The organism is Murinocardiopsis flavida (assembly GCF_003014485.1).
GTDB lineage: Bacteria > Actinomycetota > Actinomycetes > Streptosporangiales > Streptosporangiaceae > Murinocardiopsis > Murinocardiopsis flavida.
In genome coordinates, this window is sequence record NZ_PYGA01000007.1 from 52,421 (window position 1) to 72,427 (window position 20,007).

Below are 20,007 nucleotides of genomic sequence, written 5' to 3' on the forward strand. Positions count from 1 at the left end.
CGTCCTCGTCAGGCTCACTACAGCAGGAGGACACGGTGACCACGGACCCCTGGGGCCGCGTAGACGACGACGGCACGGTCTATGTGCGCACGAGCGAGGGAGAACGGGTCGTCGGGTCGTGGCAGGCCGGCGCGCCCGAGGAGGCCCTGGCGTTCTTCCACCGCAAATACGACTCCCTGCTCACCGAGGTCGAGCTGTTGGAGAAGCGGCTGAGCACCACCGACCTCTCCGCGGGGCAGGCGCTGGCGAGCATCGACAAGCTGCGCGGCCAGGTCGCCGAGGCACACGCCGTCGGCGACCTCGACGCCCTCGCCGGCCGCCTCGACGCCCTGGCCGCCCGCGCCGAAGAGCGCAAGGTCGAGCAGAAGCAGGCCCAGGAGCTGGCCCGCCACGAGGCCCGCGACATCAAGGAGCGCATCGTCGCCGAGGCCGAGCGCGTGGCCGAGGAGACCACCCACTGGAAGTCCGGCGGTGAGCGCATGCGCCAGCTCATCGAGGAGTGGAAGGCCGCGCCGCGCGCCGACCGCGGCACCGAGCAGGCGCTGTGGAAGCGCATGTCGAGCGCCCGCAACTCGTTCTCCAAGCGCCGCAAGTCCTACTTCGCAGGGCTCGACCAGCAGCGCGAGCAGGTGCGGGTCGAGAAGGAGAAGATCGTCACCGAGGCCGAGGCCATGGCCGACTCCACCGACTGGGGCGGCACGGCGTCGCACTACCGCGAGCTGATGCAGCAGTGGAAGTCCAGCGGCCGCGCCGACCGCGCCACCGAGGACAAGCTGTGGGCGCGGTTCAAGGCCGCGCAGGACCGGTTCTTCCAGGCCCGCAACGCGCAGTTCGCCGAGCGCGACGCCGAGCTCCGCGGCAACGCCGACGCCAAGGAAGCCATCCTTAACGAGGCCCGCGAGGCCGTCCTGCCAGTGTCCGACCTGCGGCGGGCCCGCGCCCAGCTCCGCGAGTACCAGGAGCGGTGGGACGCCGCCGGCACGCTGCCGCGCGAGTCGCGCGACCGCCTCGAAGGGGCGTTCCGCAAGATCGAAGAGGCCGTGCGCAAGGCCGAGGAGCAGGAGTGGCAGCGCTCCAACCCCGAGGCGCGCGCCCGCGCCGAGGCCACCATCAACCAGTTGCGCGGCTCGATCGAGCAGCTCCAGACCAAGCTCGACAAGGCGCGCGACGCCGGCAACGACCGCGGTGCCCGCGAGGCCGAGGACGCCATCGAGGCCCGCCGCGCCTGGTTGAACGAGGCCGAGAAGGCACTGGAGGAAATGCGCTGACCCCCGCCGCGGCCCGTCGGGGCCGGCGGCGGGTGCCCGTGCCGCACGTCCGCGCGCGGGCGTGCGGCAGGGGTCAGTTCTTCATCCGGTAGACGTCGTAGACGCCGTCGACGCTGCGCACGGCCTTGAGGACGCTGCCGAGGTGCGTGGGGTCGGCCATCTCGAAGGTGAACCGGCTCAGCGCCACCCGGTCGCGGCTGGTCTGCACGGTGGCCGACAGTATGTTGACGTGCTGGTCCGACAGGATGCTGGTGATGTCGGACAGCAGCCGGGTGCGGTCGAGCGCCTCGACCTGGAGCGCCACCAGGAACATGGAGTCCTCGGTGGGCCGCCACTGCACCTCGACCATGCGCTCGGTGTCGAGGGCGCGGGTGTTGACGCAGTCGGCCCGGTGCACCGACACCCCGTTGCCGCGGGTCACGAAGCCGACGATCTGGTCGCCGGGCACCGGCGTGCAGCACTTCGACAGCCGCACCCACACGTCGGAGTCGCCGTCGACGACCACACCGGGGTTGCCCACCGGGCGCTGGCGGACGCGCTGCATGCTCGGCAGCGCCGACTCGGCGATGTCCTCGGCGGCGCCCTCGATGCCGCCCATGGACTCCACGAGCTTCTGCACGACGTTCTGCGCGCTGATCTGGTTCTCGCCGACCGCGGCGTACAGCGCGTCGACGTCGGCGTAACGCAGGTCGCGTGCCAGCGCGATCAGGGTCTCGCCGCTGAAGAGCCGCTTGATGGGCATCTCCTGCTTGCGCATGACCCGCGCGATGGCGTCCTTGCCCTGCTCGATGGCTGCTTCGCGCCGCTCCTTGGTGAACCACTGCCGGATCTTGTTGCGCGCCCGCGGGCTCTTGACGAAGTTCAGCCAGTCGCGGCTCGGCCCGGAGTCGGCGGACTTCGCGGTGAGCACCTCGATGGTCTCGCCGTTGCCGAGCTCGGAGTCGAGCGGCACCAGCCGCCCGTTCACCCGCGCGCCGGTGGTGCGGTGCCCCACCTCGGTGTGCACCGCGTAGGCGAAGTCGACGGGGGTGGCGCCCTGCGGCAGGGAGATGACGTCGCCCTGCGGGGTGAAGACGAACACCTCGTGCACCGACAGGTCGAAGCGCAGCGCTTCGAGGAACTCGCCGGGGTCCCTGCTCTCCTGCTGCCAGTCGATGAGCTGGCGCAGCCACGCCATGTCGCCGCCGGCGCTGGCCTTGGAGCCGGAGTCGCCGCCGGAGTTGCGGTCCTCCTTGTACTTCCAGTGCGCGGCGATGCCGTACTCGGCCCTGCGGTGCATGGCCCGGGTGCGGATCTGCAACTCGACCGGGTTGCCACCTGGGCCGATGACGGTCGTGTGCAGCGACTGGTACATGTTGAACTTCGGCATCGCGATGTAGTCCTTGAACCGCCCCGGCACCGGGTTCCAGCGCGCGTGGATGGTGCCGAGCGCCGCGTAGCAGTCGCGGACGCTGTCGACCAGGACACGGATGCCGACGAGGTCGTAGATCTCGTCGAAGCCGCAGTTGCGGGCGATCATCTTCTGGTACACGGAGTAGTAGTGCTTCGGCCGGCCGCGCACCGTGGCCTTGAGCTTGGCCTCGCGCAGGTCGGCCGAGACCTCCTTGATGACGTCCTGGAGGTAGACGTCGCGGCGCGGGGCGCGCTCGGAGACCAGCCGGGCGATCTCGTCGAACCGCTTGGGGTAGAGCGTCGCGAACGCGAGGTCCTCGATCTCCCACTTGATGGTGTTCATCCCGAGGCGGTGCGCGAGCGGGGCGAAGATCTCCAAGGTCTCGCGCGCCTTGCGCTCGCGCTTGTCCTGCGGCAGATAGCGCAGCGTGCGCATGTTGTGCAGCCGGTCGCAGAGCTTGATGACCAGCACCTTGATGTCGCGCGACATCGCCACGATCATCTTGCGGACGGTCTCGGCCTGGGTCGACTCGCCGTAGGTCACCTTGTCGAGGCGGGTGACGCCCTCGACCAGCTCCGCGATCTCGTCTCCGAACTCGCCGCGCAGCTCGGCGAGGGTGTACTCGGTGTCCTCGACGGTGTCGTGCAGCAGCGCCGCCGCCAGCGTGGGCTCCTGCATCCCCAGCTCGGCCAGGATGGTGGCCACCGCGAGCGGGTGGGTGATGTAGGGGTCGCCGCTCTTGCGCCGCTGGTCGCGGTGGTAGTGGGCGGCGACCTCATAGGCGCGCTCCACCAACCGGACGTCGACCTTGGGATGGGTCGCGCGCACCGTCTTGATGAGTGGTTCGAGGACCGGGTTCATGGTTACCCCCCGCTGGGCGCCGAGGCGGGCGAGCCTGCGGCGCACGCGCACGGTGGATGAAGGACCGGCAGCGCCGGTGGACGCGGGGCGCGGCTCCCGCTCGGGATGGGACGATCCCCGCGCGGCACCCGCCGGGCCGGGACCCGCCTGCTGTGCGCGCGCCGCAGGGCGCGCGGTCTCCTCGCGAGGGCGCTCCCGCGCCGGCCCGTGCTGCGGCGCGCCAGGGTCGCCACCCGGGTGCGGCCCATCGGCCGATTCCGGAGTGCCCCCCGCGCGAACGGGGCCGACTTCACTTCGCATGCACGAAACCTTCCGCCGGAGAATAGCCGCCGCATCCGCAGCCGCCAACGCCTTCAGGCCGGTCCGGATTCCAGTCTAACCGGCACCGAATACGACAAATCGGCTGGTCATCGACTGTTGCGGCGTGATGGGCCCCGACGGCTCAGACCGTTGTCAGTGCGCGCAGCGGCACATCGGTGAGCCTGTCGCGGCCATTGAGGAACGCGAGTTCCATCACGACCGAGAATCCCACGACCGTACCACCCGCCTCGCGGACGAGATCGGCGGCGGCGCGCGCCGTACCCCCGGTGGCGAGGACGTCGTCGACGATGAGCACGCGGGCACCAGGGGTGAACGCGTCGGCGTGCACCTCGACGGTCGCCGACCCGTACTCCAGATCATAGGTGCGCCGCAGCGTCCGCGCGGGGAGTTTGCCGACTTTGCGGATCGGCACGAACGCCGCGCCGAGCGCCAGCGCGACCGGGGCGGCGAACACGAACCCCCGCGCCTCCAGACCCGCGACGGCGTCGATCGGGCCGTACCCGTCGCCGAGGGCGTCCACGACCGCGCGGAAGGCGTCGACATCACCCAGTAGCGGGGTGATGTCCTTGAACACCACCCCTGGCTCGGGGAAGTCGGCGACGTCGCGGACGCGCTTCTCGATGAGCGCCTTCAGGTCGGAGGTCTCGGGGGTCATAGTCCAGTTCTCTTGCTCGGTCGTCTTGAGCCACGCCGATCTTGATGAACCTGTTCTCTCAACCATGAGGTCGACTTTCAGCGTTGGGGGTCGGGGGCCGGTGGTCAAGCGACGGGATGTGCGTCGGCCGTCGCTGCTGTGCAGCAGCGACGGCCGACGCACACCGCCCCGATGACAGCACGACCCCCACCCACCACAACGACTACGGAACAACCGAAAGCTCACTTCCCCTACGGGCGGGGGTCGTTGTCGCCCTTGCCGGGGTCGTCGCCGTCGGACCGCTGGGTCGGGAAGTCGGGGCGGTCCTCGACCGGGGTGTCGCTGTAGTCGGGCTCGGCGCCGGCGCCGGGCTCCGGCGGAGTGAGGACGTCGCGGATGCCCGCCTTGAGCATCTTGATGCGGGTACCGGGCGAGATCTCCAGCTCAACGGTGTCGTCGTCGACGGAGGTGACGGTGCCGAAGATGCCGGCGTGGGTCATCACCTCGTTGCCGATGCCGAGGCTGCTCTGCATCTGCGAGTCGCGCTGGCGGCGCTTCTGCTGCGGCCTCAGCAACAGGAAGTAGAAGACCACCGCCACGAGCAGGAAGGGGAAGATCATGCCGAGCAGACCGCCACCGTCGTTGGACTGGGCTTCTGCTGCGAGTTCAATGCCCTGCACGGGGGCGTCCTTTCCGTATGGATCACAAGTGCGCGAGTGCTGCCGAGAGCGCTCAGCGCGGGACTCCCGGGAAACGGGTCCCGCGGGCCTCCCGCCGACCGGTGGAACCGGCGGCACGAGGGGCGGCACTCTCCGCTCTAACGAGCGGGGCGGCCGCCATGTTCCCCGGGGTCAGCTTACGCTGACCCCGCGTACGGTCGGCCTGCCGGAGTGGTGCCGAGCTAACGGTTCAGTGCCGATCCGGTCCCCGGGACGGCGGGCCCGGCGGTTCGGGGACCGCCGATTCCACGGGGGCCATCGCCCCATAGACCGCGTCGGGCGGCGGCACCAGGCCCATGTGCGTCCACGCCTCCGGGGTCGCCACCCGCCCGCGCGGGGTGCGGGCGATGAAGCCGGAGCGGACCAGGAACGGTTCGGCGACCACCTCGACCGTCTCGGGCTCCTCCCCCACCGAGACCGCCAGGGTGGACAGGCCGACGGGTCCGCCGCGGAAGCTCTTCAGCAGCGCGCGCAGGACGGCGCGGTCGAGCCGGTCGAGGCCCTCCTCGTCGACCTCGTAGAGCGTGAGGGCGGCGCGCGCGGTGTCGATCCCGAGCCGCCCGTCGCCGCGCACCTCGGCGTAGTCGCGGACCCGGCGCAGCAGGCGGTTGGCGATGCGGGGGGTGCCGCGCGAGCGCCCGGCGACCTCCTCGGCCGCTTCGCGGGTGAGCTCGACGCCGAGCAGCCCGGCCGAGCGGTTCAGGATCCGTTCCAGCTCCTCGGGCCGGTAGAAGTCCATGTGCGCGGTGAACCCGAACCGGTCGCGCAGCGGGGCAGGCAGCATGCCCGCCCTGGTGGTGGCGCCGACGAGGGTGAACGGGGCGATGTCGAGCGGGATGGCGGTGGCCCCGGGGCCCTTGCCGACCACGACGTCGACCCGGAAATCCTCCATGGCGACGTACAGCATCTCCTCGGCCGGCCGTGCCATGCGGTGGATCTCGTCGAGGAACAGCACCTCCCCCTCGTGCAGCGTCGACAGCACCGCGGCGAGGTCGCCGGACCGCTCGATGGCGGGGCCGGAGGTGATGCGCAGCGGAGCGCCCAGCTCGGCGGCGATGATCATGGCCAGGGTGGTCTTGCCCAGACCCGGGCCGCCGGACATCAGGACGTGGTCGGGCGCGCGCCCGCGCCGCATGGCGCTGCGCAGCACCAGCGACAGCTGTTCGCGGACCCGTTCCTGGCCGACGAAGTCGTCCAGGTTCTTGGGCCGGAGCGCGCTCTCGATGACGCGCTCGTCCACCTCGGCCTCCGGCGACACCAGGTCGCGGTCGTGCTCGCCCATCGGGGCCCCTCCCTCCGGTTTCAGGCCCGGCTCAGCTTGCGCAGGGCGCTGCGCAGCAGCCCGGCGACGTCGGGCTGGTCGCCGGCCTCGTCGGCGACGGCCGCCGCGGCGGCCTCGGCGTCCTTACCCGACCAGCCGAGGTTGACCAGCCCGTTGACGACCTGCGGGCGCCAGGCGGCGTCGGCCGCCGACACGGCCGCGGTGCCGGCGCCGGTTCCGCCGCCGGTGCCGAGGACGTCGTCGCCCTCCAACGGGGCCCCCAGTTTGTCGCGCAATTCCAGCACGATGCGCTGGGCGCCCTTCTTGCCGATGCCGGGGACGCGGGTGAGCGCCGCGGTGTCCTCGGCGGCGACGGCCATGCGCAGCGTGTTGGGGGTGTGCACGGCCAGCATCGCCAGCGCCACGCGCGGGCCGACCCCGCTGGCGGACTGCGCCCGCTCGAAGACGTCGCGCTCGTCGTCGTCGGCGAACCCGAACAGCGTCAGCGAGTCCTCGCGGACCACCAGGGATGTGGCGACGGTCGCGGTCTCGCCGACGCGCAGCGCCGCGAGGGTCGCCGGTGTGCACTGCACGCTCATACCGACACCGCCGACGTCGATGACTGCCACCGCTGCGCCGCGGGACGCGACCCGCCCGGTCAGGAATGCGATCACGAACCCACTACCTTCTCTGTCGTCCCCACCGGGATCACCGGTCGCGCGCGCGGCGCGCCAACTCGACCTTGCGGGCGAACTCCTGCTTGGCGTTCGCGATGCGGGACTGGGCGCCGCCCCGCCAGATCTGGCAAATGGCGAGGGCCACCGCGTCGGCGGCGTCGGCGGGGCGCGGCGGGCCGTCGAGCTTCAGCAGCCGCGCGACCATCATCCCCACCTGGGCCTTGTCGGCGCGCCCGCTGCCCGTGACGGCGGCCTTCACCTCGCTCGGCGTGTGCAGGGCGACCGGCAGGCCGCGCCGCGCCGCGCAGGTGATGGCGACCGCGCCGGCCTGCGCGGTGCCCATGACCGTGGCGACGTTGTGCTGGGCGAAGACCCGCTCGACGGCGACCGCTTCGGGGCGGTGGTCGTCGAGCCACGCCTCGACGCCCCGTTCGATGCCCAGCAGGCGCGCGGCAAGGTCCTCCTCCGGGGATGTGCGGATGGCGCCCGCACCGACCAGGGCGAGCGGCGTACCGATGGAACCGTCGACCACACCGACACCGCATCTGGTCAGACCGGGGTCGATCCCCAGAACCCGCACTCCTCGGCTCCCCTCGCCGCACACCGCCACGCACCTCGAACGTCCGTTCGCAGAGCCTACCGGGCGGCGCCGTCACGGCGGGCGGGGTGTGCACCGCCGCGTGTCCCGAAGGTGCCGAGGCCGCCGCGGGCATACGGAACCCCCGCCGCCGGGAAGGGCGACGGGGGTGCGTTCCGACCCGGGTCAGCCGATCTTCTCCATGACCTCGTCGGGGATGTCGGCGTTGGTGAACACGTTCTGCACGTCGTCGGAGTCCTCGAGGGCGTCGACGATGCGCATGACCTTCTTCGCGTTCTCCTCGTCCAGCGGGATCTCCAGGCTCGGCAGGAAACTCGACTCGGCCGACTCGTAGTCGATACCGGCCTCCTGAAGCGCGGTGCGCACCGACACGAGGTCCGTGGCCTCGCACACGACCTCGAACGCCTCGCCGATGTCGCTGACGTCCTCGCCCCCGGCCTCCAGCACCGCGAGGGTGACGTCGTCCTCGGTCGTGCCCTCCTTCGGCACGATGACGACGCCCTTGCGGTTGAACAGGTAGGACACGGACCCGGCGTCGGCCATGGTGCCGCCGTTGCGGGTGACCGCGACGCGGACCTCGGAGGTGGCGCGGTTGCGGTTGTCGGTCAGGCACTCGACCAGCAGCGCGACCCCGGCGGGGCCGTAGCCCTCGTACATGATGGTCTGCCAGTCGGCGCCGCCGGCCTCCTCGCCGCCGCCGCGCTTGCGGGCGCGCTCGATGTTGTCGATGGGGACGGAGTTCTTCTTCGCCTTCTGGATGGCGTCGAACAGGGTGGGGTTGCCGTCAGGGTCGCCGCCGCCCGTACGCGCAGCCACCTCGACGTTCTTGATGAGCTTCGCGAAGAGCTTGCTCCGCTTGGCGTCGACCACCGCCTTCTTGTGCTTGGTGGTGGCCCACTTGGAGTGGCCGCTCATGCCTGTCCTTTCACCATGTCGACGAAGAGTCCGTGGATACGCGCGTCCCCTGTGAGTTCGGGATGGAACGAGGTCGCCAGTAGGCTCCCCTGCCGCACCGCGACGATCCTACCGGCCCGGTCACCGCTGGAGACCTGGCCGATCGCGACCGTGTCCGTACCGATGGACTCGACCCACGGGGCGCGGATGAACAGCGCCTCGACCGGGTCGCCCGCGAGTCCGTCGATGCCGACCTGCGCCTCGAAGGACTCGGACTGGCGGCCGAAGGCGTTGCGCCGCACGGTCATGTCGATGCCGCCGACGGTCTGCTGGTCGGCGGTACCGTCGAGGATGCGGTCGGCCAGCATGATCATGCCCGCGCAGGTGCCGTAGACCGGGAGCCCTTCGCCGACGTGCTTGCGCAGCGGGTCCATCAGGTCGTAGCGCACCGCGAGCTTGGACATGGTGGTCGACTCGCCGCCGGGGATGATCAGGCCGTCGACGTCGTCGAGCTGGTCGGCGCGCAGCACGGACCTGGTGCGCACCCCGAGTCCGCCGAGGACGCGCAGGTGCTCGGCGATGTCGCCCTGGAGGGCGAGCACACCGATGGTCGGTGGAGCGGACAACAGGGGACCTCGCTTGCGGTAGTCCGGTTGGGGCGGCGGGCCGCGGGTTTCGGGGCGGCGGTGCCACTCCCGCGGTCCAAGCCTATTCGCCTGCCGGGACAACGGCCGAACCGCCGCCGCGCATTCCGCACCGGAGCGCGGCCCGTCACCCGTCCCCCGATCGGGGCGGCTCCGGCACCGGGAAGCGGCGCGCCTTGACGTCGTCGCCGCGGTTCCAGATGGCGGGCCGGTATGCCGCGGGGTCGGCGGCCGCCGCGGGGTCGGCCAGCACCTCGGCACGGGCGGCACGGGCGACGCCGACCATGCGCCGGTACTCGGCGAACACCTGGAGCTCGCCCTCGTCCGTCACCCAACCGGACCGGAAGGTGAGCCCGGCGAGTTCCTGGTAGTCCATGGGAAAGGACTCGAACGACAGGTGGTGCGCCGAGACCGCCCAGTCGCGGAGGACGATCGGCGCCCCCTCCAGCACCAGCGCGCCGCTGCGCACCTCCACCAGGTGGCGGCGGACGTGGTCGTGGCTCTCAGGGCGGCCGCCCAGCCAGTCCCGGTACTCCGTCCAGCGGTCGCCGCCCGAGCGGTCCGGATCGGGTCCGAACCGCGCCAGCCCGTGGGTCTGCCAGCGGACGGTGCCATCGCCCACGCCGAGCGGCAGCGCCCGGCGCAGGGCGCGCGCGGCGCCGGTGGGCAGGGCGGACGCGGGAGGGCACCCGAACACGATGGGCATGGACGGCTCGGCGTCGAACGGGTTGGGGTCGAGGAACGGCGGGCCGATGCACACGATGGTGCCGGGGCGGCGCTGGTACGACAGGCCCCACATCAACCGGGCGAGGAACCGCGCGCCGCGCAGGTCGCTGAGTATGTGCCAGGTGCCGTGGAAGTGGTTGACGGCGAACCGCACGTCGGTGCCCGGGCGCGGCGTGACCACGGTGTAGTCGCGGCCGTCGAGGCGCAGGTGGTGCCGGTGCAGCTTGAGTCGGTCGGCGGTACTCCTCCGGGCATCGGGACGGGGGGATTTTGCGGTCAGCGCACTGCCTTTCCAAAAACGGCGATCGGGTCCCGACAGTGTGCCAGCCACCCCGACCACCGTCACCGCCTTTTCCCGCACCGGAAAGGACGGCGCACCGCTGCGCCCGCCCTTCTGCGGTGAGCGGCGCCCCGCCATGGCGTTGGCGGCGGTCAGGTGCCGGTCGTCCCGTAGCGGGGGAGCTTCGCGGTGTCGATCGACACCCCGGACAGCGGCTCGGGCAGCGCGACCGGGTCGCCGAACTTGAGCCGGTGCACCCCTTGGTACGCGCCGTCGCGAGGGTCGGAGTAGAGGACGATCTCCCCCTTGCGCGGATCGACCAGGAGGAAGATCGGGATCATCCACTCGGCGTAGGTGTGCACCTTGGCCACGGTGTCGGTGGTGGCGTTGCCCTTCGAGACGACTTCCAAGGCGAGGTCGACGATGTCGGCGGTGAAGAGCCATTCGTCCTCTTCCTCCACCGCGCTGGGCAGCACGAGGAGGTCGGGAATGGCGTAGTCCTCGCTGTCGTCGTCGTTCTCGATGGAGGTCGTCTGAAGGCAGATCCGCTCCTCGGGGAGCTGCCGTTCAAGGGTCATCATGATCCGGGAGACGATGCCGTTGTGCCGTGCCGAGCGAGGCGGTGAAACGACGATTGCGCCATCGATGACCTCGGCCCGGTACGCGGGATAACGCGCGGCTATCCGGTCGGCGGCAGCACGAAGCCACCCCGCCTGCTGAAATGCCCCGGGGGATGCCTGTTCGCCGGACGCGGCGACCGCCATGTGCCCCACCCCTTTTCGGGCACAGATCATAGTGCTCGGCTCCCTGCCGCTCCGGAGAACGAAGGTTCTCCGCAGGGTCACCCCGAAAAGGAAGGACGCCCGGTGGTGGGCACCGGGCGTCCTTGGGGTGGGGCGGTTACCAGCCGCGGCCGGCGTAGCGCTGGGAGTCGTCGAGCTCTTCCAGGTTGATGCCGACCATCGCCTCGCCGAGGCCGCGCGAGACCTTGGCGAGGACCTCGGGGTCGTTGTAGTGCAGGGTGGCCTGGACGATGGCGTCGGCCCGCTTGGCGGGGTCGCCGGACTTGAAGATGCCCGAGCCGACGAAGACGCTCTGCGCGCCGAGCTGGCGCATCAGCGCGGCGTCGGCCGGGGTGGCGACGCCGCCGGCGGAGAACAGCGGGACGGGCAGCGCGCCCAGCTCCGCGACCTCCTTGACGACGTCGTAGGGCGCGCGCAACTCCTTGGCCGCGCCGAACAGCTCGGCGGCGTCGAGCGTGCCCAGGCGCTTGATCTCGCCCTGGATGGCGCGCATGTGCCGGGTGGCCTCGACGACGTTGCCGGTGCCGGCCTCGCCCTTGGAGCGGATCATGGCCGCGCCCTCGGCGACGCGGCGCAGCGCCTCGCCCATGGTGGTCGCGCCGCAGACGAACGGCACGGTGAAGGCCCACTTGTCGATGTGGTGCGCCTCGTCGGCCGGGGTGAGGACCTCGGACTCGTCGATGAAGTCGACACCGAGGGCCTGGAGCACCTGCGCCTCGACGAAGTGCCCGATGCGCGCCTTCGCCATGACGGGGATCGAGACGGCCTCGATGATTCCGTCGATCATGTCGGGGTCGGACATGCGGGCCACGCCGCCGTCCTTGCGGATGTCGGCGGGGACGCGCTCCAGCGCCATGACCGCGACCGCACCGGCGTCCTCGGCGATCTTGGCCTGGTCGGGCGTGACCACGTCCATGATCACACCGTTCTTCAACTGCTCGGCCATGCCGCGCTTCACGCGCGTGGTGCCGACCGTGCTCGTCGTCGGGTTCTCCTGGGTTGTGGACACGGTGGCGGACTCCAAGCTTCTTGGGCGGCCGCGACGCGACCGCCTCCATACGCGGGTGATGGTTGTCGGCGCAGAGCGGCATGCGGCCGCCGCGCCTCCTCCCATGGTAGGTCCTCGCCTACCTCCGGCTTTGCCCGGCGTACACCGTTTTGGACCGGAGGGCGGCGACGACGTTCACCCGACCTCGCGCGGCGCCACCACGGCACCGTTCGGCAGGCTCTCGGCGCGCGCCATCATGCAGTCGAACTCCAGGACGCGCCCGGTGCTCTCCTCCCTGGTCACCGGGAACATCCCCGTGACCTCGAAGCCGGCGTCCTCGTAGATCGGGACGGCCTCCGCCATGCGGGGCATGCCTTCGTAGATCTGCATCAGCGCGACCTCGGACTGCATGCCCACGAACTCCTTGATTCGCGTGCCGGCCCCGGCGAACGCCTCAAGGTCGTAGCCCTGTGTGTCGAGCTTGAGGTACGGGCGCGGCTCGTCGATCCCTTCGAGTGCCTCGTCCATGACCTCGTCCAGGCGGCGCACCTGGATCTCCTGGGTCCTGGTCTTGGCGAACCGCTTGTAGCGCGTCGACCCGTACTCACTGGGGCCGAGCAGGGAGCTCATCGAGCCGAAGACGACGTTCATCTCGGTGGAGGTGGCCTCGCGCCCGAGGGCGCAGGGGTACACCAGCCAGTCGGGGTCGTCCTTGGCGGCCTCGCGCAGCTGCTCCAGGATCTTCTGCACCGGCTCGAAGGAGACGATGCGCCCGGTGTAGCCGTCGCGGCGCAGGTGCTTGGCGTACTGGCCGATGTTGGCGCCGACGTCGAACACGCAGTTGACCTGGTAGTGGCGCAGCAGCGCGGCGGCGTGCTGGCGGCCGAGGTATTGGGACGCGGCACGTTCGACAGGGGCCTGCACCTTGTCGGCGGCACCGCTGACGACGAGTTGGGCGCCGCCGCCGAGCTGGTGCACGCGCATGCCCTGGGCGATGGCGAACTTCTTTACGGCGGCGTCGGCCCGCTCCGCGGACCGCTTCTTTCCCTTACCGTGACTGACCAGCCAGGTCTTGGTGGAGACGGATTCGACACGTGGCGAGTTTCTGCGGCTGAGCAGCACAGTGCCGGGAGCGAGGTCCGTGACGTTGAGACCGAATCGCGCGACTAGGCGCAGGAGACGTCTGTGCAGTGTTGCCATATCGCCAAGATGCCAGACACACGCTCCTATCGCGAGTCAACTTTCCGCCGCCCTGGCGGGAAAACCGGCGGTTCGTCGTCCATTTCGAAGAACTCGGGAATAGGCGCGCGGCCCGCCAACCGGAAAACGCGTACGACGCGCCGGGCCCGCGCCTCCCTGGTCATCGCCACCACGTTGTTGTAGAAGCTGCGGGCCATCAGCACGCGTTTCGCGGCGGCCTCGACTTCGGCGAGCGCGGCCGGCGGGACCCCGCCGGGCACCGGCTCCGCCGCGGCCTTCCGGAGCACCCGCGACAGCTCGCTCTCGGCGAGTTCGCGTTCGGTCCCGCTCGACCGCGCGGCGCCCTCCGCCGCCGAACCGAGCAGCCGCCCCGGCTCGGCGGGCAGGTCGGCGGCCAGCGCGCGGGCCGCCGCGGCGCGCCGCGACAGTGCGGCGTCGAGTGCGACGCGGGCGGTGTCGCCGCGGGCGTGCAGCCGGTCCAGCCGGCCGGCCCGCCACGACAGGTACCACGCGGTGAGGACGAGCGCCGCGGCGGCAGCGGCGAGCGCGGCGGTCATGACGCCCGGGGCAGCCGCGGGCCGGTGTCGGCCCGCACCCGCACCCCGCCGGAACCGGCGGGGCTGATCGTCTCGTACACGTCGGCGACGTCGGCGGCGACCAGCCGCCAGTCGTAGCGGCCGACGGCGAGCCGCGCCGCCCGCGACAGCGCCTCCCTGCGTCCGGGCGCGTCGAGCAGTTCGGCGGCGGCGTGCGCGAGGGCGGCGGGGTCTCCGGTGCGGAACAGCGCACCGGCGCTGCCCCAGCCGAGTACCTGCTGGAACGCCGGGATGTCGCTGGCGAGGACGGCGGCGCCCGCTGCCATGGCCTCGGTGAGCACCATTCCGAAGCTCTCCCCGCCCAGGTTGGGCGCGCAGAACACGTCGACGGACCGGTAGGCGCGCACCTTGTCGGCCTCGCTCAGCCGGCCGGTGGTCAGCACGCGCCCGCGCAGGTCCGGGTCGACCCGGGCGAGGACCCCGGCGGGCTCGCCCGGCCCCGCGAGCAGCAGCCGCAGGCCCGGCCGGGAGCGGCCGAGCAGGTTGAACGCGTCGAGGAGCACCCCGAGCCCTTTGCGCGGCTCGTCCATCCGGCCGAGGAAGCCGAGGACCCCGCCGTCGCCGGGCCACCCGGGCCACGGTTCGGAGTTCTCGTATCGGCGCACCGCGACCCCGTTGGGGATGAGCACCGCGTCGCCGCCGAGGTGGCCGACCAGCGTCGCGCGCGCCGCCTCCGACACCGCGATCCTGCCGTTGACCTTCTCCAGCGCGGTGCGCAGCAGCCCGGCCGAGACCGCCATGGCGCGCGAGCGGGTGTTGGCGGTGTGGAAGGTCGCGGCGATGGGGCCTTCGGCCGCCCAGCAGGCGAGGATCGCGAGGCTGGGCGCGATGGGCTCGTGGACGTGCAGCACGTCGAAGCCGCCGGTGCGGATCCAGCGGCGCACGCGCGACGCGGCGCGCGGCCCGAACGACAGCCGGGCCACCGACCCGTTGTAGGGGACGGCGACGGCGCCCCCCGCGGACACGACGTGCGGCGGCAGGCCCTCCTCCGACGCGCACGGCGCGAGGACCGACACCTCGTGCCCCGCGGCCAACAGCTCCTCGGCGAGGTCGCCGATGTGCTGTTGGACCCCGCCGGGGACGTCCCAGGCGTAGGGGCACACCAACCCGACGCGCACGTCCTCACCGGCCCCGTTCGACGCCCGGCCGCCCGGCGAGGTCGGCACCGAACACCGGTTGCAGCATGTGCCAGTCCTCCGGGTGCTCGGCGATGGCCCCTTCGAAGACCCGCGCCAGCTCCTGGGTCATCCCCATGACCCGCTCCGCGCGCCCGCCGTGCGCGGGCGGCGCGATCTCGGGGTGCACCCTGATGTACCACCGCTGCCCCTCGAACCAGAGGGTGACGGGCATCAGCGCCGCGCCGGTGCGCTCGGCGAGCGCCGCCGGGCCCGCGGCGAACCGGGCCGGGGCGCCGAAGAACTCGACGTCGACGCCCGACCCGGCGAGGTCGCGGTCGGCGAGCAGGCAGACGAGGCGGCCCGCGCGCAGCCGCCCTGCGAGGGTCGCGGCGGTGTGCGCCCCGGCGTCCAGCGCCAGGACCTCCATGCCGAGCCCTTCGCGGAACGCCGTGAACCGGCGGAACAGCTCCTCGGGGCGCAGGCGCTCGGCGACCGTGGTCAGGGGCGTGCCGCGCAGGGTGATCCAGGCGCCCGCGTGATCCCAGTTGCCCATGTGCGGCAGGGCCGCGACAACGCCGCGGCCCCCGGCGACGGTCTTCTCCAGCACGTCGATGCCGTCACTGTCGGTGCGCCCCAGGATGTCGTGCTCGCTCATCGCCGGCAGGCGGAACGCCTCGTACCAGTACCGCAGGTAGGAGCGCATCGCCGCCTTGGACAGCGCCCGGATCTGCGCCGGTGTGGCGGCGGGCCCGGCGACCCGGCGCAGGTTCGCCTCGAGGGTGCGGACACCGCCGGCGCGGTGCCGCCACGCGTGGTCGGCGACGCGGTCGAACACGCGGCGCCCGGCACGCTCCGGGACCCGGCCGACCGCGGCCCACCCGGCGGCGTAGGCGGCCGCCGCGATCCGCTCGTCCATGCGCTCCTCCTCACCGGTCTGCGAATGCCCCGTGGGGAGCCCGTTCTCACACCCCTCCTTGTTCAGGGGCGGCCCTCAGGAGCTGTCGGCGGCCTGCCGGGGCTCGGTGAGCCTGGCGCGGGTCTCGATCAGGCGCTGCGCGATGGTGATGGCGCTGATGAGCGCCAGGCCGACCAGTCCGACGGGCAGCGCGTGGGGGACACCGAGCTCGTTCAGGCCGACGGCGGTGAGCAGCACGATCAGCCGCTCGGTGCGCTCGGCGATGCCGACGTCGCAGTTGGCGCCCAACGCCTCGGCGCGCGCCTTGACGTACGACACGCCGAACCCGGTGACCAGGCAGAACAGGGTGATCGCCGCGAGCGACAGGCTGTCGCCCCCGCCCGTGAACCACAGGATCAGGCCCGAGAGGATCGCGGCGTCGGCCAGGCGGTCGAGGGTGGAGTCGAGGAACGCACCCCACCGGCTCTCGGCGTCGGAGGCGCGCGCCACCGCGCCGTCGACCATGTCGAACAGCGCGAACACGGTGATCATCAGGGTTCCGGCGAGCAGCTCCCCGCGCGGGTAGAAGTACAGGGCGCTCGCCACGACCCCGGTGGTACCGAGGAACGTGACCGTGTTCGGGGTGAGGCCGACGCGGGCCAGGCCCCGGCCCAAGGGCGCGAGCAGCCGGGCGATGACGGGGCGCAGGATTCTCAGCATGACTGGTTCTGATCCTAGAGCGCCCGCGCGTGTGCGCCGGTAACGCACCACCGGTGGTGTCGGACTCGCGCGCGGGTGTTCGGGGTCGAGAGGGGGACGGGGGGACTCAGCGGTCGTCCGCCGGCCAGTGCGCGACGAGGGCGTCGCGGGTCTGGCCGAGGAGTTCGGGCAGCACCTTGGTGCGCCCGACGACCGGCATGAAGTTGGTGTCGCCACCCCAGCGGGGGACGATGTGCTGGTGCAGGTGGGCGGCGATGCCGGCGCCGGCGACCGATCCGAGGTTCATCCCGACGTTGAAGCCCTGCGCTCCCGACGCCGAGCGCAGCGCCGTGATGCCCTGCTGGGTGAGTGCGGCGATCTCGGCGGCCTCGGCGGCGTCGATCCCGGCGTAGTCGGCGACGTGCCGGTAGGGGCAGATCAGCAGGTGCCCGCTGTTGTACGGGTACAGGTTGAGCACGGCGAAAGCGCTCTTGCCGCGGGCGACGACGAGCCCCTCGGGGTCGGGCAGGCCGGGGACCCGGCAGAACGGGCAGCCGTCCTGCGGCTCGGACCCGGTGGGCTTGTTCTCCCCTTTGATGTAGGCCATGCGGTGCGGGGTCCACAGCCGCTGGAACCCGTCGGTCTCCCCTGCCCCGGGGTGATCGGCCCGGTCGTCAGCACTCATGGCCACCAGCCTAATGAGTCGGGGCCGCCCGGCGTGCGTTCGCCGGGCGGCCCCTCCGATGATCGGCGCGGCCCTCAGTCGCCCGCTGCGGGCTTGTCCTGCGAGGGCTCTGCCGCGGCGCCGCCGGGCGCGGCCGGCTCGGGGGCGGACTCGGAGTAGCGGCTGGCGAGCTTGACGGGGGTGCCCTTGGGGTCGGCCCCGGCCTTCCTCCGGCGCCGCCGGCCCGCGAGGAGGTTGAGCACCTCGACGAACAGCGAGAAGCCCATGGCGGTGTAGATGAAGCCCTTCTCGATGTGGAAGCCCGCGCCCTCACCGATGAGCGTCATGCCGATGAGCAGCAGGAACGCCAGCGCCAGCATCTTCACCGTGGGGTGGTTGTGCACGAACCGGCTCAGCGGCCCCGCCAGGACCAGCATCACGATGCACGAGATGACGACGGCGGCCACCATGACCCAGATGCCGCCGGGCTGGTCGCCGATCATGCCGACGGCGGTGATGACCGAGTCGAGCGAGAACACCATGTCGAGGATGATGATCTGGATGATCACCCCGGTGAAGGAGGCGCCGACCTTGGAGCCCTTGTGGTCCTCCTCCCCTTCGAGGCTCTCGTGGATCTCGTAGGTCGCCTTGCCGATCAGGAACAGGCCGCCGGCGAGCAGGATGATGGACTGCCCGCTGAAGTCGTGGCCGAAGAGCGTGAACCAGGGCGCGGTGAGCCCCATGATCCACGTGATCGACAGCAGGAGCAGCAGGCGCGTGATGAGCGCCAGCGCGATGCCGAGGTTGCGGGCCTTGGCCCGTTGGCTCTCGGGGAGTTTGCTGGACAGGATCGAGATGAAGACAAGGTTGTCGATCCCGAGAACGATCTCCAACGCCGTCAGGGTGAAGAATCCGATGATGAGGTCGCTGGACATGGGGGGTTAGGTCAGCTCCGCAGATGGGACGAAAGCCCGCAGGCCATGGAAGAAGCGGAAAGACCTTAGAAAAGGAAAGATAAGCCGCACATAAAGATTCCCGTGCGGCCTTAACTTTCCGCGACCCGGCGGCTACCCGGCCGGCCCAGGGGTCGGCTACCCGGTCAGCCCCAGGAGCGTGCGCAGGTGGCGGGGCGACGGCGAGCCGTGCGCGAGCATCGCGTCGTGCAGTTCCCTGCGGCGGGCCCGCGGCCGCGCCTCGGACAGGTCCCTGGCGATGTCGGCGACCTCCCGGTACCCCACGTAGTAGGTCGACAGCTGGGCGCTGGTGAGCTGGGCGCGCCGCCACTTCCCCGCGGCCTCGCCCTCCTCCTGGTGGCCCCGCTCCATCAGCAGCGCCATGGCCTCGGCCCCGGTCATGCCGCCGGAGTGCGTGCGCACGTCCAGGATCGCGTTCAGGATCATCCGCAGCCGCATCTTCAGCTGCACGAGCCGCAGCGTGCGGTTGTCGGTGGTGCCCTCCTCGCACCAGCCGCGCCGGGCGAGCGCGTCCTCGGCGTAGACCGCCCAGCCCTCGATGAACGTGCCGCTCCACAGAGCGTGCCGGACCTTCGTCGCCCCCTTGTACCCGGCGGCGTGGCCCAGCTGGAGTGCGTGGCCGGGAAGGCCCTCGTGCACCATCAGATTGCGCAGCATGGCGCCGTTGTACTCGCGGTGGAAGGAGCGGCGGCGCTCGGTCGGCCAGTCGGCGGGCGGCGGCGCGACGGCGATCAGCGTCGGCTCTCCCGTCTTCGGGCTGAGCGGCCCGGGCGGGTCGCAGTAGGCCGTCGCCACGCCCCGGCGCGACTCCGGCATGGGGATGATCCGCACCGGCTGGTCGGGCATCGTCGCGAAGTCGGTCTCCTCGATCCGCGCCAGCAGGTGCGCGTAGGCGTCGCGGCACAGCGGTTCCAGGGTCTCGGGGGTGGTGGCGTACTCGGTCGCGATGCGGTCGAGGACGTCGCGGACCTGGCCCGGGTAGCGGGGCGCGCCGTCGTACTCGGCCGCCGCCTCGGCGATCTCCTCCTCGGCGCCGAGCAGGTCGCTCTCGGCGCGGGTGAGGAGCGTGTCGGGGGACAGCTCGGAGTCCAGCTCGTACCAGAGCTGCGCGCCGTAGGCCCGCGCGCCCAGCCGCGGATCGGCGGTGGCGCCGTCGATCCGGGAGCGCAGCCACTCCGCGTGCTCGCCGACCGCCCGCAGAGCGGCGTCGCGCGCGGGGCCGACCGCCGACCGCATGCCCGGCTCCTGCACCAGCAGGGCGTCGACCTCGCCGCTGAGCATCGCGGCGACGCCGTCGGCCTGGGCGGCCGCGGTCTCCACGTGGACCCGGGGCATGCCCGGGCCGTCGTCCAGCCGCCGCCGCGCGTCGGCGAGGTAGTCGGGGACCGCGGCGCAGCGGGCGGCGAGCAGTCGCAGCCGCTCCCCCAGGTCCAGGGTGTCGCGTGCGATCAGGCCGTACAGCGCGTCGCCGGGCAGCTGCGCCAGGGGGTTCCATGTGTGCGGGCGCAGCTCGGTGAGCCGCCACAGGTCGGCGCTGACCCGGGAGCGCAGCATCTCCAGGTCGACCTGGTCGGCCGCTGGGAGGAGGGCGTCGTCGATCTCGTCGAGCGCGCCCAGCGCGTCGGTGAGCACACCGGCGCGGCGCGCGTCGGCGTCGGCCGAGTTGTCGCTGAGCCGGTCGGCGAACCGGTGGTCGCCCAGTTCGCTCGCCCACTCCGGGGCGTCTTCGAGGAGCGCGTCCAGGATGCGGGTCGAGACCGTGTGGAACCGGTCGGTCATGGCATTGGGCGGCTG

At 71.9% G+C, this 20,007-nt stretch carries 20 protein-coding genes; 1 reads left to right on the forward strand and 19 read right to left on the reverse strand.

What is annotated here, in order from left to right; all coding sequences use genetic code 11:
- Positions 1 to 35 precede the first annotated feature (35 nt).
- Positions 36 to 1,268, forward strand: coding sequence for a DUF349 domain-containing protein (locus CLV63_RS11680; protein WP_106583006.1), 1,233 nt, complete (start codon positions 36 to 38; stop codon positions 1,266 to 1,268).
- 73 nt (positions 1,269 to 1,341) lie between these two features.
- Here CLV63_RS11680 and CLV63_RS11685 read toward each other — a convergent pair whose 3' ends face one another.
- The 19 genes from CLV63_RS11685 to CLV63_RS11775 form a co-directional block, all read right to left on the reverse strand.
- The gene (locus CLV63_RS11685; RefSeq protein WP_106583007.1) at positions 1,342 to 3,522 is read right to left on the reverse strand and encodes a RelA/SpoT family protein; all 2,181 of its coding nucleotides are present in this window, start codon (positions 3,520 to 3,522) and stop codon (positions 1,342 to 1,344) included.
- A 442-nt stretch (positions 3,523 to 3,964) separates the two neighbouring features.
- Positions 3,965 to 4,498, reverse strand: coding sequence for an adenine phosphoribosyltransferase (locus tag CLV63_RS11690; protein ID WP_106583008.1), 534 nt, complete (start codon positions 4,496 to 4,498; stop codon positions 3,965 to 3,967).
- 230 nt (positions 4,499 to 4,728) lie between these two features.
- Entirely contained in the window at positions 4,729 to 5,157 is a 429-nt protein-coding gene (gene yajC, locus CLV63_RS11695; RefSeq protein WP_106583009.1) for a preprotein translocase subunit YajC, read from the reverse strand.
- A 229-nt stretch (positions 5,158 to 5,386) separates the two neighbouring features.
- Positions 5,387 to 6,478 carry a Holliday junction branch migration DNA helicase RuvB gene (gene ruvB, locus CLV63_RS11700; protein WP_106583010.1) on the reverse strand — a complete coding sequence of 364 codons (1,092 nt, stop codon included), beginning with the start codon at positions 6,476 to 6,478 and terminating at the stop codon, positions 5,387 to 5,389.
- A 20-nt stretch (positions 6,479 to 6,498) separates the two neighbouring features.
- On the reverse strand, positions 6,499 to 7,131 hold the full coding sequence (gene ruvA / locus CLV63_RS11705; RefSeq protein ID WP_106583011.1) for a Holliday junction branch migration protein RuvA: 633 nt from the start codon (positions 7,129 to 7,131) through the stop codon (positions 6,499 to 6,501).
- Positions 7,132 to 7,165: 34 nt separating this feature from the next.
- On the reverse strand, positions 7,166 to 7,714 hold the full coding sequence (ruvC, locus tag CLV63_RS11710) for a crossover junction endodeoxyribonuclease RuvC (RefSeq protein WP_106583012.1): 549 nt from the start codon (positions 7,712 to 7,714) through the stop codon (positions 7,166 to 7,168).
- A gap of 183 nt (positions 7,715 to 7,897) precedes the next feature.
- Positions 7,898 to 8,647 carry a YebC/PmpR family DNA-binding transcriptional regulator gene (locus CLV63_RS11715; protein ID WP_106583013.1) on the reverse strand — a complete coding sequence of 250 codons (750 nt, stop codon included), beginning with the start codon at positions 8,645 to 8,647 and terminating at the stop codon, positions 7,898 to 7,900.
- Positions 8,644 to 9,252, reverse strand: a complete 609-nt coding sequence (pdxT, locus tag CLV63_RS11720) for a pyridoxal 5'-phosphate synthase glutaminase subunit PdxT (protein WP_106583014.1) — start codon at positions 9,250 to 9,252, stop codon at positions 8,644 to 8,646. Before pdxT ends, CLV63_RS11715 begins: the two co-directional genes overlap by 4 nt.
- Before the next feature lie 145 nt (positions 9,253 to 9,397).
- Positions 9,398 to 10,177, reverse strand: coding sequence for a hypothetical protein (locus CLV63_RS11725; protein ID WP_106583015.1), 780 nt, complete (start codon positions 10,175 to 10,177; stop codon positions 9,398 to 9,400).
- A 251-nt stretch (positions 10,178 to 10,428) separates the two neighbouring features.
- Positions 10,429 to 11,070 carry a Uma2 family endonuclease gene (locus CLV63_RS11730; protein WP_106583016.1) on the reverse strand — a complete coding sequence of 214 codons (642 nt, stop codon included), beginning with the start codon at positions 11,068 to 11,070 and terminating at the stop codon, positions 10,429 to 10,431.
- A 106-nt stretch (positions 11,071 to 11,176) separates the two neighbouring features.
- Positions 11,177 to 12,103, reverse strand: coding sequence for a pyridoxal 5'-phosphate synthase lyase subunit PdxS (gene pdxS / locus CLV63_RS11735; RefSeq protein WP_106583017.1), 927 nt, complete (start codon positions 12,101 to 12,103; stop codon positions 11,177 to 11,179).
- A 159-nt stretch (positions 12,104 to 12,262) separates the two neighbouring features.
- The gene (locus CLV63_RS11740) at positions 12,263 to 13,189 is read right to left on the reverse strand and encodes an FkbM family methyltransferase (RefSeq protein ID WP_245928746.1); all 927 of its coding nucleotides are present in this window, start codon (positions 13,187 to 13,189) and stop codon (positions 12,263 to 12,265) included.
- Positions 13,190 to 13,293: 104 nt separating this feature from the next.
- Positions 13,294 to 13,824, reverse strand: coding sequence for a hypothetical protein (locus tag CLV63_RS11745; RefSeq protein ID WP_106583019.1), 531 nt, complete (start codon positions 13,822 to 13,824; stop codon positions 13,294 to 13,296).
- The gene (locus CLV63_RS11750) at positions 13,821 to 14,981 is read right to left on the reverse strand and encodes a glycosyltransferase family 4 protein (protein WP_106583168.1); all 1,161 of its coding nucleotides are present in this window, start codon (positions 14,979 to 14,981) and stop codon (positions 13,821 to 13,823) included. Before CLV63_RS11750 ends, CLV63_RS11745 begins: the two co-directional genes overlap by 4 nt.
- Positions 14,982 to 14,985: 4 nt before the next feature.
- Positions 14,986 to 15,897: a phosphatidylinositol mannoside acyltransferase gene (locus tag CLV63_RS11755; RefSeq protein ID WP_106583020.1), complete on the reverse strand. Its 912-nt coding sequence runs from the start codon at positions 15,895 to 15,897 to the stop codon at positions 14,986 to 14,988.
- 75 nt (positions 15,898 to 15,972) lie between these two features.
- Positions 15,973 to 16,596, reverse strand: coding sequence for a phosphatidylinositol phosphate synthase (gene pgsA / locus CLV63_RS11760; RefSeq protein WP_106583021.1), 624 nt, complete (start codon positions 16,594 to 16,596; stop codon positions 15,973 to 15,975).
- A gap of 106 nt (positions 16,597 to 16,702) precedes the next feature.
- The gene (locus CLV63_RS11765; RefSeq protein WP_106583022.1) at positions 16,703 to 17,260 is read right to left on the reverse strand and encodes an HIT family protein; all 558 of its coding nucleotides are present in this window, start codon (positions 17,258 to 17,260) and stop codon (positions 16,703 to 16,705) included.
- Positions 17,261 to 17,334: 74 nt separating this feature from the next.
- On the reverse strand, positions 17,335 to 18,174 hold the full coding sequence (locus CLV63_RS11770; RefSeq protein WP_106583023.1) for a TerC family protein: 840 nt from the start codon (positions 18,172 to 18,174) through the stop codon (positions 17,335 to 17,337).
- A gap of 156 nt (positions 18,175 to 18,330) precedes the next feature.
- Entirely contained in the window at positions 18,331 to 19,992 is a 1,662-nt protein-coding gene (locus CLV63_RS11775; RefSeq protein ID WP_106583024.1) for a DUF885 domain-containing protein, read from the reverse strand.
- Positions 19,993 to 20,007 lie beyond the last annotated feature (15 nt).